The sequence below is a fragment of the Brachyspira hyodysenteriae ATCC 27164 genome (assembly GCF_001676785.2).
GTDB lineage: Bacteria > Spirochaetota > Brachyspiria > Brachyspirales > Brachyspiraceae > Brachyspira > Brachyspira hyodysenteriae.
The window spans coordinates 778,012-792,745 of record NZ_CP015910.2 but is presented as its reverse complement, the minus strand read 5'-3'; the positions used below and the strand labels follow the sequence as shown (position 1 = coordinate 792,745).

The following is a 14,734-nucleotide window of genomic DNA, read 5'->3' as shown; positions in this document are numbered from 1 at the left end:
AAGCATTGTATTATTTACATTGATTTTTTTTGTTTATGATATATATTATTAGTCAAATTACGGAGTTTATGAAATGAATAATAATAATAATTTAACTACTCAAAATAATATAAAAAAGAAAAATTATTTAAAAACATTACAATATATATTAATATCAGCAATATCAACTATTCCTGCATGTATTTATATAATTACATTAAAAAATATAGACGAAAACTATATACTCCCAATATTTTTAAATATGCATTTCTTTATTAGTTTTTATCTATTTTGTTTTACTATAGTTTTTCATTTAAATAATTTAAATAAAAAACTTATTTTAATTACATTTTTATCATTTTTATTTATATCTTTGATTGCAAGTTTTTCTAATATATTTTTTAATTATGTTTATATGCCTCCCACCGATACTCCAGATTTTCAAATATTAATGAATAGAATTATATTTTTTAATATTATATTTTTTGTAATAATGATGCTTTCATACAATTCATTTAATGTAACAGATACTGATTCTATATCTGACTTTTTTACTTCATTCGGAGATACTTTTACATGGTTTTTAATACTTAATACGGGAAGCAGTACAATTTTGGCTATATTATTTTATGCACTTTTTATAGTTGGATTTTCTATAGCAGCATTATTTTCATCATCAACAGATATTGGATTTACAATAGCAAAGATTGTTATATGTCTTATAATATTTTTGTATGGATTCGTACCATTTATAGCATACAAAATATATAATAATACTAAATCTATAATATCAATGTATATTTCAAGATTCATTTTAGTGATTAACCTATTTACTATATTTATAATGATGTTTCTTATACTTCCTTATGAATCAAGACCATACAATAATAGATTAGTATATATATTATATAATATAATTCTATCATTAACTATAATTAATTTAATGTTTACAAGAATGGAGAATAAATCAAATATATTTATAAAAGCAATGTATCTGATAGTGCCAATATTTGCATTGCTTTTTGATATACTCACTATCACAGCAACTATATATAGAATAGTAAATTACGGACTTACTCCTAATAAATTAACATTAATAATTTTGAATATAATATTCTTTATACATTTAATATTGATTTCTTTAAATACTATTAAATCTTTTATAAGTTCATTTCAAAATAGAGAGGATAATAATACATTAAATATAGTAATAGATAATAAGCCTATAATGTTTGTATATGTATATTTAGTATTTTCTGTATTTGTATGCTTTGTAATGCCAATAATGTATATAAATTAAATAGGTAAATAATTGCCGAATATATTTTGAGCATTAATTTTACTATAGGAGTCTCCGCCTCTCCAATTCATTAACTTTTCTGATAATTCAGTATCTCTGTAGTCCCTTTCTTCTTTTGCTTCTAAAATATCTAAATATGCAAGTATTTCTAAAAGAATAATTCTTTCATATTTTGAGGATTTTAATATATCTTTTAATACTTTTTGCATTTTGTTTGCAGAATCATTTTTTATATTATAAGAATATATCTTTTCTAATATAGCATTAAAAATATTTATATCTTCTTTTGTAGGATTAAACTCAAAATCAATTTTACTGAACTCTCTTAAATCAAAATAAATATAAGATAATTGTTCAAGTCTCACTCCGCCCCATTTATATTTCTCAAAATTATAAACATTTTGATGTTCTAACTTAAAATCATCTACAATGATATTATATTTTTTATAAAATTCATTTTCTATATTTTCATTTTTTGAAAAATCATAAGAAATTATTTTTTGACCTAAATAATAACTAGATACAAAACTTCTTAAATGAATTGCCCTAGATGATAAACTGCATAAAAAAGCTTTTACTGTATCATTAAAATCTATTTCTTTTATAAGATTAGATATATTTTTTATAAGCTCATCATATTTAATAATTTCTTTTGAAAAGTCAAACATCAAGCCTTTTTCTTTTGCATATAAAAAATCTTCTTCATTTATATGCATTTTGCTATCATCTATCCAGCCATTTTTCCAGAAATAATTGAATAATATTCTTTTAGCTTTTTTATCAACTTCTATTCCAATCATAACTTATTTTTTATAATTCTATAAAACTAGTTAAAAGGATTATCCTTATCTTGTATATTGCTAAGAAGTTTTTTTATTATGAATACTAAAGTTTCTTTTTCCTCATCTGTCATATTAGAAAACATAGTTTCATTATTTCTCCTAATATCTTCAAATACAATCTCTTTTAATTTCTTGCTTTTTTGAGTAAGATATATTTCTTTATACCTCTTATCTTCAGAGCTTATCTTTCTTTTTATAAATCCCTTTTTTTCAAGACGATATAAAGTACCTGCTATTGTAGGATTACTTAAACCCAAAAAATTTTCTATATCTCTTTGATTAATTATTTTCTCTTCATTATGATAAAGAAACATTAATATATCCATTTGAGAAGAAGTTAATTTATGTCTATCTAAAAACCTATTGAATCTATTATCCAAAGTAGTATGCAATTCTTTAATTAATTTTCCTATAAAAATGTCTTCCATAATAAATGATTCCTAAGTAATATAATTTCCACATATACTACATGATATACAATTTTTATCATAAATCAATATTTATTTTTCTAAATAGGAATATGAAAATTTATACTGAGCAAAAGGTATATAAAATACATCTTTCAAATTCGGACTTTTTAATACAGCAGGTTCGAAATATGCTATAGGTATTATAACAGCCTCATCTTCTATCAATATTTTTTCAGCCTTATGTAATTCTCTCATTCTAATATTCTGATCTATAGTTCTTGAAGCTGCAATTATTGCATCATCAAATGCTTTATTAGTAAATAGAGAGTGATTTTTATATGAATAGCTTACAAACATACCTAAAAAAGTAGTAGGATCATTATAACTTCCTGTCCAGCTTGCTGCGGCCATAGTATAATTTCTTTCTGTTCTAAATGCATGAATAAATGGAGCGAATTCCATCTGAGTAAGTTTAACATCTATTCCAAGATTAACTTTCCACATATTCTGCACAGCTTCAAACATAGGTATATCATTACTGAAAGTAAGGAAGAACTCTAATACAGGGAAACCTTCTCCATTAGGATAGCCTGCCTCAGCCATTAATCTCTGAGCTTCTTCTACATTCTTTTTATAATCTTCTTTATTTGTGCTTATATATTCACCAGCATTATCTCTGAAATATCCTTCAACATCTGTAACCCCCCAAGGAACTAATGCCCCAGCAGGTTTTCCTGATTTCAAAACATTTTCTACTATATAGTTTCTATCTATTGCAAGAGATAATGCCTTTCTTACTCTTTTATCTTTTAAAGTTTCATTAGTAGTATTTAAAGCATAATACTGAGTACCTATTCTAGTAGCAGTATCAATATAGCCTTCTTCTCTCAAAGTATCTATATCCTGATAAGGGAATTGATCTGAAAAATGTAAAGAGCCTTCTTTCACTCCAGCCACTGCAGAATTAGGATTATCCATAAGAACAAATTTAATTTTTTCAGCAACTATAGTATCAGCTGCCCAATAATTAGTATTTTTTATAACTGTAATACTTTGATCAGGTTTTCTTTCATATAAAGCAAAAGCTCCGTTACCTATACAAGTTTTAGGATTTCTAGTCCAATTATCAGGATCTTTTTCTACCATATCCTTTCTTACCGGTGAAAATACAGGCAAGTTCACAAGCTCCAAAAAATAAGCTGTAGGATATTCTAATTTTACCTCTAAAGTATAATCATCTATAGCCTTTATTCCAAATTCATCAACAGGCATATATCCGCCATTAACATTAGAAAAGTTAAGTATAGGTTCAAATAAATAACTAGGTTCACTTGCAGTATCAGGGTCAACTACTCTCTTCCATGAATATTCAAAATCATGCGCAGTTAAAGGTTTTCCGTCAGACCATTTACCATTAGTTCTTAAATGAAAAATATATGTAAGTCCGTCTTCAGATATATCCCAGCTCTCTGCTGCTCCAGGCTGAATGGCAATATCTTTATACTTCGTAGTTAAACATTCAAATAAATGAGTTACATATGTAGAACCCTGCAATGTTATATTCAAAGCAGGATCTATAGTTTTAGGCTCAGCACCTAAATTCACATATACCGCATTATCTTCAATATTAGACTTGTTTGAACATGAGAATATAAAAACAGAAATAATAAAAACTATAAAAATATACTTTTTCATTGTACCTAACCTTAGTATGTTATTTATTTATGGAATTATATTTCATAATAAAGTATTGTCAACAAAAAATTAATTATATATGCAATTTTAAAATAAAAAGTATTTAATTTATTAAAATAATAATTACTATATTATTGTTCAATATATCTGTAAACTCTTAATTTATCATCACCAGCAATAAGCTCAGCATCATTAGGCAAATTATTTAATATATCATCATAATGTTTATTTTTACCAGTTGTTTTTAATCTTATATTATCTATTTCATAATATATAAAATAAGTTAATTTTGAATTATCATCTCTATTCCACTCTAAATTCGGAAAATAAGATACTTGCATATTATCAAAATAATGATCATCATATAGTATTAGCTTAAAAGAATTTCCTTCAGCATCTTTTGATATAGCCGTCAATATATTTCTAAATTTTTTCTCTGTATATGGAGCTTCAAATAAATTATAATATCTTGTCATATGAAGAAATCCCATATTAATGCTATTTAATGTAAGAAGTATTATAGAAGTTAATAATATTTTCTTTTTATCTTTCAATAATTCATTAAACAATATTATTATTGGTATAAAAGAAAAAGCAAACACTCCATATAAATACCTAAATGTACCAGGTAGTGATTTAGATATAAAAAATGTAAAACATGTAGCCGGTATAAATAATAAATAAAATATAAATACTTCTTTTTCGATAACAGCAGTATTATTTTCTAATTTAATTTTTCTTGATTTAATTAAAAATATTATAGCATATACAAATGCTGCCAAAGAAATAACAGCAGTAAAAGCCAAAAATATCATACCTATAAAAAAAGTATTTTCATTGAACCAAAAATAATTAACAGGTGTAGAATTACTGCCGTATAAAACTGACATTTCATTAGTAGGAAAAATTAATATTGAATAAACTTGAGGCAAACCTTTAAAACTTGAACTACTTTGCATATTAAGCATTAAATTAGTATTTAAAAATCCATTTTTAATTTCTGAAACTAGATAAGGTAAATATGTTAAAAAAGCTATAAAAACTCCAAGCAAATGTGATTTAAGATATTTTAATGTTCTTTTATATCTAAAAATAAGATAAAAAATAGTAGTAGGAACAATAGAAAAAAATACAGCAATATGCCCTTGAGCCATTAAAGCTTCTATAGGAAAAATAAACATTGCAGATGTAAAAACTATCTTCTCATCATTATTTGATACATACTCAGAAAACATTATAAACAATATGAAAGAAAGCATTAAAGGTATATTCGGATTCCAAAAATCATTTGAAGAAAATATAACATACCCATTAGTTAGTATCAATCCAGACAAAACAGCACATAAATATAAAGAAAATCTCTTATATATCCAAAATAAAAATAAAGCAAGTATAATCATACAAAATATAATATAGATAATTCTTGCTCCTATAATAGATGTTCCTCCCAAAGTATAGCAAAATAAATAAAGTATATAATAAAAGCCTCCAGGTATCCTTGCATAACTAGTGTTATCTGTAACATAATCAGGATTCATAAGCCTATTTCCCACAACGGGTATAGTCTTTGTTTCATAATATTGTTTCATGTCATATAAATGATATATCGGATCTATATATATAGCCGTTTTATTAAATGCATAAATATGTATAAATACTGCTGATACAATAGAAATAAAAATAAAAACAATGAAAATTTTTTTCATAAACTACACACCAAAAACAACACTAAGGTTTTCTAAAAGATTCATTACCAATATATTTATATAGATATAATTTTGAACTATTAGTTATTAAAATAGAATTAGTATTAATATAATTCATATAATTTGATATACTATCTTCTGTTTTTTGTGATGATGATACCATATCAACAATTATATAGAAATTAGTAGAATTATCAACTTGATTGAAAATCATATCTGGAAAATATATTTTAGCAATATCTCTATATAAATAATTATAATTAGGATTATAAATTAAATCTACTTTGATATCCTTATTTTTAGAATCATTATATAAGGCAGATATTATAGTTTTTACATTATTATAATCAAAATGTAATTCATAATTTTTTATATAAGTTGTTATTTGTAAAGTCATAACTATTATATTAATAAAAATTAAAATAAATGGTATATATAAAAAATTCTTAATTTTATTTTCTTTTTGCAGAAAAAATAATATTATAGGAATAAAAGATAAAGAAAACATTTGATATAAATAATGTATTTTAGCAAATTGTCCTGCAAATATATTACCTACTATTGAAACAGGTATAAAAAGTAAAAATATTTTCATCATATCAATAATAGTTTTTTCATTATTTGAATAAGTTATATATTTTTTAGATAAAGAGAAATATACAGCTCTGAAAAAACATATTAAAGCAAAAATAATACTAATAAATAAAAATAATATGCCAATAAATTTAATAGGATACATATTCCAAAATTTTACAATAGAAATAAATTTTGAACCATAAAAAAAAGACATTTCATTAGTAGGAAATATTAATAATGCCTGAAGCTGAGGAAAAGGAAATTTAGTAAATCCAGAACGTGTTCCAAAAATCATATTCAAATTAGAAAAATTACTTTGAAATTCAGATATAATATAAGGCAAATATTGTAAAAAAGATAAAAATACACCTATAGAAAAGAATTTAATATACTTAAGAGTACGTTTATATTTAATAATTAAATAAATAATAATAGTAGGTACTAAAGAAAAGAAAACAAAAAAATGTCCCTGAGCCATTACAGCAATTATTGGAAAAATTAATATTGCTGAAATCTTCACTATATTCTTTCTTTCACTATCCTCTTGTGCATCGTTAATATATTCAAATAAAAATATAAATAATAAAAAACTAAATATTAAAGATAAAGTTGGATTCCAAAAATCTGTTATAGAAATAATAAAATAACCATTACATAAAATCAATGGTGCAATAAAAGATACAATTGTTAATCCAAATCTTTTATAAAACCAAAATAGAAATATAGATATTATAATCAAATTAAATATAAGATTAATTATTTTAGCTCCTAATAAACTTTCAGAAGCTAATTTATAGAATAAGGTATAAAATATATAATAAGCCCCGCCAGGTACTCTTGGAGTATTAAATTCATCATCTATAATTCTACTAGCTATAAATCTAGTACTAGTAGTTGGAATTTTACCGCTTTCATACCATTTTTTCATGTCATAAAAATGTGTAGGCTGATCTATTTGTACTGTACCTATAAATCTTTTAGGAATAGTATAATAATCGAGAAATAAATTAGCAAATATAGAAGACAATATCAAGATAATTGGTATTATAAAATATTTATCTAATTTTTTCAAAATAATCCCCAACCTAAAATCATACTAAATGACAAGCACAAAAATGTCCGCTTTCTACCTCTCTAAACTCTGGAGCTTTCTCTGCACAAATAGCTTCTGCCTTAGGACATCTAGTTCTAAATTTACATCCTGAAGGAGGATTTATTGGAGAAGGGATTTCACCTGAAAGTATTATACGTTTTTTTGTCTTTGCAACTGAAGGCTCTGATATAGGTATTGCTGAAATCAAAGACTGAGTATAAGGATGCAAAGATTTTGTATATAATGATTCGCTGTCCGTAAGCTCAACAATATTACCTAAATACATAACTGCTATTCTTTTTGATATCTGACGAACTACAGCCAAATCATGAGCAATAAAAAGATATGTAAGCCCCATATCTTGCTGCATATCATAAAGCATATTTATAATCTGTGCCTGAATGGATACATCTAATGCAGATACAGGCTCATCGCATACTATAAACTCTGGATTAACTGCTAAAGCTCTGGCTATACCTATACGCTGTCTTTGTCCGCCTGAAAATTCATGAGGATATCTCTGTGCCTGCTCAGCATTAAGCCCTACAAGTTTAAGAAGATTTATTACTTTTTCTCTTCTTTCTTCTTTAGTAGAATAGAGTTTATGCACATCTAATGCCTCGCCTATTATATCTTCAACTGTCATACGAGGATTTAATGAAGCATAAGGGTCTTGGAAAATTATCTGCATTTTTTTAGCATAATTTCTATAATTTTCTTTATTAACTTCTTCACCATTAAAGAATATTTTTCCGCTGGTAGGTTTATACAAATGTAGTAAAGTTCTTCCTAATGTAGTTTTACCGCTTCCAGACTCTCCTACAAGCCCAAAAGTTTCTCCTTTATTTATAGTAAAACTTACTCCGTCAACTGCCTTTACAGTTTGTATATTTCTTCCGAAGAATCCGCCTTTTATCTTAAAATGTTGTTTCAAATCTTGTATTTCTATTAAAGGTGTCATAATAACTCTCTTTATACAATGCTATTTTTATTTAATTAATTAGGTATTTGATGAAGCCAGCAAGCTGAAAAATGTCCCTTCTCAAATTCAGTTATAGGAGGCTTATTATCAATACATACTTTCATACATTCTTCACATCTTGTACTGAAAGGACATCCTGCCTTCATATTAAGTAAATCAATAGGAGTACCTTCTATAGGAATAAGCCTATCTTGTTTTATATCAATACGAGGAAGGGATTTCAAAAGTCCCAAAGTATAAGGATGTTTAGGACGTTCAAATATATCAAATACTGTTCCTCTTTCAACTATACCTCCTCCGTACATAACTATAATATCATCTGCCATATCTGCAACAATACCAAAGTCATGTGTAATAAGTATAACAGCCATCTGTATTTTTTTTTGTATATCTTTTATAAGCTCAAGTATCTGTGCCTGTATAGTAACATCTAATGCAGTTGTAGGCTCATCAGCTATAAGTATTTTAGGATCTCCTGCTAATGCCATAGCTATCATTATACGCTGACGCATACCTCCTGAAAGCTCATGAGGATACTGTTTTATTCTTCTTCTAGGTTCATTTATACCAACCAAAGTTAAAAGCTCAACTATTCTCTCTATAGCATCTGTTTTGCTTATTTTTCTATGTGTAGTTAATGCTTCCATTAATTGATCGCCTATAGTGTATACAGGATTAAGACAAGTCATAGGGTCCTGGAAAATCATTGATATTAAGTCACCTCTTATTTTTTTTCTTTCATGTTCTGAAAGTTTAATTAAATCAGTGCCTTCAAAAAGTATCTCTCCATTTATAATCTTTCCAGGTTCTTCAATAAGCCCCATAATAGAATAAGCAGATACACTTTTACCGCTTCCTGATTCTCCTACTATACCCAATACTTTTGATTTATCCAATTTATATGAAATATTATTAACAGCTTTAACTTCACCAAGAGGTGTAAAGAAAGATACGCTTAAATTTTTAACTTCTAATAAATGATTATTTTCCATTACTCAATTTTCCTTTATTGCTAATAAAAATTGTTCGCCTGCTATGCATGCCTTCGGCAATAGTGTCCGACAAGTAAACTTATCGGACGCTCTCAATTTTTATAATGTTATTGCTAATAAAAATTGTATATCAATAATACATCAATATCACAATTTATATTATCTATTCTTCATTCTAGGGTCTAATGCATCCCTCAAACCATCACCAACCAAATTAAAGCAAAGTATTATAACACTTATCAAAGCAGCAGGAAAAAGAAGCTGATAAGGATAAGAATAAACTCCGCTTACAGCATTTGAAGTTAATGATCCAAGAGAAACCATAGGAGCGCTAACTCCTAATCCTAAGAAACTCAAAAATGCCTCAACGAATATAGCATTAGGTATCTGAACCATAGCTGATACTATTATTGCTCCCATAGCATTAGGTATTAAATGTTTAAAAATTATCCTGCTATGAGGAGTACCCAAAGCCCTAGCTGCAGTTACAAATTCCTGTCCTTTTAATGCTAAAATCTGCCCTCTAGTCATTCTAGCCATATTAGTCCAATAAAGCAAAGATATAACTATAAATATACTGAAAAGTCCAGGCCCTAAAAGTCCTATTCCTCTTAATGATTCATTCTGTAAAAATAACTTATCCATAGGAGCTTTAAGAACAACTGATAATAATACAACTACTAAAAGTGTAGGTACAGCACTTATTATATCAACTATACGCATCATAATACTATCAGCAAGTCCTCCGAAGTATCCTGATATAGAGCCGTAAACTATACCTATTATTACAACTAAAGTAGCTGATACTATACCAATTAAAAGAGATATTCTAGCACCAATCATACATCTTACAAGCAAATCTCTGCCCAAAGTATCTGTACCGAATGGATGCTCTAATGTAGGAAGGCTGTTTTCAACCCCTCTGTTTATTTGAGCATATCCATATTCTGAAACCATAGGTATAATAATAGAAAGAATTGCTATAACACCAATAACTATAATAGATATCAAGGCAACTCTATTTTTTTTAAATCTTCTATATGCATCCTGCCAATATGTTACACTCTCTCTTTTTACTTCGGCTGAAGCTTTTTCTTCATCCGTTGCCTTTACAAATAATGATTTATCTAAACTATTTTCCATTAGTTAATTTCCACCTTTATAAAAAATTATACAAATTATTCCTGTATTTTTATTCTAGGGTCTATAATACCATAAGATAAGTCAACCAAGAAATTCATTGCTATCAAAAAGGCTCCGTAGAATATTGTAACACCTAATATTGTAGGATAATCTCTTTGTGTTATGCTTTCAACAAAATATCTTCCAAGTCCAGGTATATTAAATATCTTCTCTACAACAAATGAACCTGTAAGTATAGCAGCAGCTAAAGGCCCCATATATGTAACTATCGGTATAATAGCATTTCTTAAAGCATGCTTAAATATGATTATACTTCTTGATATACCTTTTGCTCTGGCTGTCTTTATATAATCTTGATGAATAACATCAAGCATTGAACTTCTCATAAGTCTAGCCATAAAGCTAAGAGAACTAAAAGATAAAGCAAATCCCGGCATTATATACTGAGCAAATGAATCAAATCCATAAGCAGGAAGCAGTTTTAATTTTACAGAAAATATAATAATAGAAACTGTAGCAACAACAAAACTAGGCACTGCTATACCTAAAGTTGCAGCAACCATTACAGCTCTATCCACAAATTTACCATGCCTTAATGCCGCAACTATTCCGAATAAAACTCCTATAGTAGTTGAAATAAACATACTGAATATTCCAAGTCTGAAAGATACAGGGAATGCCCTTACTATTGTACCGGAAACTGATTGTCCTATTTTAGTAAGAGAAGTGCCCAAATCTCCTTTAATAGCATTATTTAAATAATTACCGTACTGAACTATTAAGGGCTTATCAAGTCCGTATTTTCTATTTAAGTTTTCCAATGCTACTTTACTAAGCGGTTTTTCACCTACAAAAGGCCCGCCCGGTACTGTATGCATTAAAAAGAATGTTATTGTTACTATAACAAAAAGGGTTAAAAGTGAGACTAATAATCTTTTAACAACATAAGAAAACATAAACAATACCTTTAATTAATTTTTTGACAAATTTTTATTGACATCATATTATCTAATAAAAATTAACTTTTGTCAAACTTTAAATAAACCAAATTTAATATCAAAATTATAAACTAAACTATTTATAATGAAAAATTACATATTAATAGTAAGAGCATATACAGAAATAAAAAATAAATCTGTATATGCTTCATTATTAATATATTATAATAATTCACCGAATTTTCTAATATATACTTTCTTTAATAATGTAACTAATAGTATATAAGCAAATATACAAGGAACTAAAAATATAAAATAAGTTTTAGGCAATGATACAAATCCTAAATGATGTCCTAAATTTGTAAACGGCACTATAGACAAAATTATAATGCTTGAAAAAGTTAATAAAAATACTTGTTTTGATGGTCTGCTTTCTATAAAAGGAATTTTAGCAGTTCTTATCATATATATAACCAAAACTTGTGTGCATATAGATTCTATAAACCAGCCTGATTGGAACATAGAAGTATACATTGTTTTTATATTAGATAAATCGGCACCATTGTAATAATTGCCTAATTTATTATATAATATTCCATTAGAAACGAATAATGGACAGAAAATAAAATACATTATTAAATAAGTACTCCAATCAAATATAGAACTTACAGGTCCCATCCAGCACATAAAATTTCCTATACTTGAAGCATCCCATTTTCTTGGAAGTTTCAAAAATTCTTTATCAACATTATCCCAAGGTATTGAAGTGCAGCTTAAATCGTATATTAAATTTAATATAATCAAATGCACGCTTTGCATTGGTATGAATGGCAAAAGTATAGAAGCCATTAATACAGAAAACATATTTCCAAAATTTGATGAAGCAGTTATTTTTATATACTTTATCATGTTGGCATAAGTTTTTCTTCCTTCTATTATGCCTCTTTCTAATACAGTTAAATCCTTTTCTAATAGTATTATATCAGCAGCTTCTTTAGCTATATCAAAAGCACTGTCAACTGAAATAGATATATCAGCCATTTTCATAGCAAGTACATCATTAATACCATCTCCCATAAAGCCAACAGTATTATCATCATCTTTTAATACGGATACTATTCTTGATTTTTGATGAGGGTAAAGTTTAGCAAATATATTAGCTTTTTTCGCTTTTATTTTTAATTCATCATCATTTAATTTATCAATTTCATTTCCAAGTAAAATGCCGTTTATATTTATTCCTAATTTATTACATACATTAATAGTTGTTTTTTCATTATCTCCTGTAAGTATTTTTACATCAACACCGTATTCATTTAATTTTTTTATAGCTTCGTAAGATGATTCTTTTGGAGGATCCAAGAATGCTAAATATCCTACTAATACCATTTCATTTTCTAATTTTTTAATTTCTTCTAAATCGTTTAATTGATTTTCATCATTTATTTTTATATCCTTTACAGCTAATGCTATAGCTCTCATTCCTTTATCATTTAAAGAATTAATTTTTTTATTTAATTCTTCTTTTTGTAATTCTGTTATTTTTGATATTTTTTCATCATTATAAACATAAGAGCAAATTGAAATCATTTCTTCAAAGGCTCCTTTAGTTATCATCTTTATATTATTATCTTCTTTTAATAATATGCTTAATCTTCTTCTTATAAAATCAAAAGGAATTTCATTGATTTTTTTGTAATTTTCTAATTCTTTATTGTTAAAGTTTTTTTCATTATGTTCTATATATTCAATAATAGCATTGTCCAAAACATTTCTATAACCGTTTTGAAAATAGCTATTTAAATATGCCAAATCTAAAACATTTTTATTTTCATTTCCATTAACATCAAAATAATGTTTCAATGAAATTTTATCCATAGTTAAAGTTCCTGTTTTGTCAGTACATAATATATTCATAGCACCGAAACTTTGTATGGAGTTAAGATTCTTTATTATAGTTTTTTGTTTTGACATAGATACCGCACCTTTTGCCAAGCATGCACTTACAATCATAGGTAGCATTTCTGGTGTCAAACCAACTGCAATTGATATAGCAAATAACAATGCTTCTATCCAATTTCCTTTTGTAAATCCATTAATAAAAAATACAACAGGAGTCATTATGGACATAAATCTTATTAATAGCCAAGATACAGAATTTATGCCTTTAGTGAAGCTTGTATCTATTTCATTTATATTTGAAAGTTCATTTGCTATATCGCCTAAAAATGCATCTTTTCCAATACTTATTACTATACCTTTAGCATCTCCGCTTATTACATTAGAACCCATAAAAACAATATTTGAATAATCTGTCACTGATTCTAATTCTTCATTACATACAGAATTATTTTTTTCTAAAGGCTCGCTTTCTCCTGTTAATACAGATTGAGAAACTGTCAAATTATTTGATTCTATTATTCTTATATCAGCAGGTATTATATTACCGGCATTGATAAAAACTATATCGCCTACTGTTAGATTTTCACTATTTATTTCTTTTTTGATATTTTCTCTCAAAACTATGCTTGAAGATTTTATCATGTTAAGAAGTTTTTCTGATGCATTATCTGATTTATATTCCTGAATGAATCTTATTAACCCTGATACTGTTATCATTGTAGAAATGATTATTACTGTCAAAAAAGAAATTTCTTCATTCTTGAAAAAAGGTATTAATATATCTGTGAAAATGGAAATAACAGCCAAAGCAAATAATATTAAAGTGAATGGATTTATAAAGCCTTCAGCTATTCTTTTAAAAATAGTTTTTTTATTTTTATGAGGTATTTTATTTAATCCGTATTCTTTTAATCTTTTATCTGCTTCTTTTTCTGATATGCCTTCTAATGATGAATTAAATACTTCTAGTACTTTATCAGTATTATTTACTGCTGAAAAAATTAATTTGTTTTTGTTTTCTAGTATTTTTTTCATGATATCGACTCCAATAAATAATATTTTTCAAAACGATTTTTTATTATCTTTAATATTACTAATATAAGTTTATATATAAATTATGTTAGTAATTTTGAAGCGATAATAAAAAACTATTATTTTTTATTATTGTTATGCTCG

General features: G+C 26.3%; 11 protein-coding genes. 1 reads left to right on the top strand and 10 read right to left on the bottom strand.

Annotated features, from left to right (window positions below):
- Positions 1 to 73: 73 nt before the first annotated feature.
- The gene (locus tag BHYOB78_RS03620) at positions 74 to 1,279 is read left to right on the top strand and encodes a hypothetical protein (protein ID WP_020064169.1); all 1,206 of its coding nucleotides are present in this window, start codon (positions 74 to 76) and stop codon (positions 1,277 to 1,279) included.
- Here BHYOB78_RS03620 and BHYOB78_RS03615 read toward each other — a convergent pair.
- From BHYOB78_RS03615 to mgtA, 10 genes are all read right to left on the bottom strand, one after another.
- Positions 1,276 to 2,079 (bottom strand): hypothetical protein, encoded by an 804-nt coding sequence (locus tag BHYOB78_RS03615; RefSeq protein ID WP_020064170.1) that lies wholly within the window; start codon positions 2,077 to 2,079, stop codon positions 1,276 to 1,278. The two genes, BHYOB78_RS03620 and BHYOB78_RS03615, sit on opposite strands and share 4 nt — an antisense overlap.
- 26 nt (positions 2,080 to 2,105) lie before the next feature.
- Positions 2,106 to 2,549: a MarR family winged helix-turn-helix transcriptional regulator gene (locus BHYOB78_RS03610; RefSeq protein WP_020064171.1), complete on the bottom strand. Its 444-nt coding sequence runs from the start codon at positions 2,547 to 2,549 to the stop codon at positions 2,106 to 2,108.
- Positions 2,550 to 2,621: 72 nt separating this feature from the next.
- Positions 2,622 to 4,226 (bottom strand): peptide ABC transporter substrate-binding protein, encoded by a 1,605-nt coding sequence (locus BHYOB78_RS03605; protein ID WP_020064172.1) that lies wholly within the window; start codon positions 4,224 to 4,226, stop codon positions 2,622 to 2,624.
- A 131-nt stretch (positions 4,227 to 4,357) separates the two neighbouring features.
- Positions 4,358 to 5,932 (bottom strand): hypothetical protein, encoded by a 1,575-nt coding sequence (locus BHYOB78_RS03600; RefSeq protein ID WP_020064173.1) that lies wholly within the window; start codon positions 5,930 to 5,932, stop codon positions 4,358 to 4,360.
- 22 nt (positions 5,933 to 5,954) lie between these two features.
- A complete protein-coding gene (locus tag BHYOB78_RS03595; protein ID WP_020064174.1) occupies positions 5,955 to 7,580 on the bottom strand; it encodes a hypothetical protein in 1,626 nt (541 codons plus the stop codon).
- 19 nt (positions 7,581 to 7,599) lie between these two features.
- Complete coding sequence (locus BHYOB78_RS03590) at positions 7,600 to 8,562, bottom strand: ABC transporter ATP-binding protein (protein WP_012672014.1); 963 nt, start codon at positions 8,560 to 8,562, stop codon at positions 7,600 to 7,602.
- Between the two features lie 35 nt (positions 8,563 to 8,597).
- Positions 8,598 to 9,575, bottom strand: a complete 978-nt coding sequence (locus BHYOB78_RS03585) for an ABC transporter ATP-binding protein (protein ID WP_020064175.1) — start codon at positions 9,573 to 9,575, stop codon at positions 8,598 to 8,600.
- A gap of 159 nt (positions 9,576 to 9,734) precedes the next feature.
- Positions 9,735 to 10,718, bottom strand: a complete 984-nt coding sequence (locus BHYOB78_RS03580) for an ABC transporter permease (protein ID WP_012672012.1) — start codon at positions 10,716 to 10,718, stop codon at positions 9,735 to 9,737.
- Between the two features lie 35 nt (positions 10,719 to 10,753).
- A complete protein-coding gene (locus tag BHYOB78_RS03575) occupies positions 10,754 to 11,674 on the bottom strand; it encodes an ABC transporter permease (RefSeq protein ID WP_020064176.1) in 921 nt (306 codons plus the stop codon).
- Between the two features lie 204 nt (positions 11,675 to 11,878).
- Positions 11,879 to 14,593, bottom strand: coding sequence for a magnesium-translocating P-type ATPase (gene mgtA, locus BHYOB78_RS03570; protein WP_020064177.1), 2,715 nt, complete (start codon positions 14,591 to 14,593; stop codon positions 11,879 to 11,881).
- Positions 14,594 to 14,734: the final 141 nt, after the last annotated feature.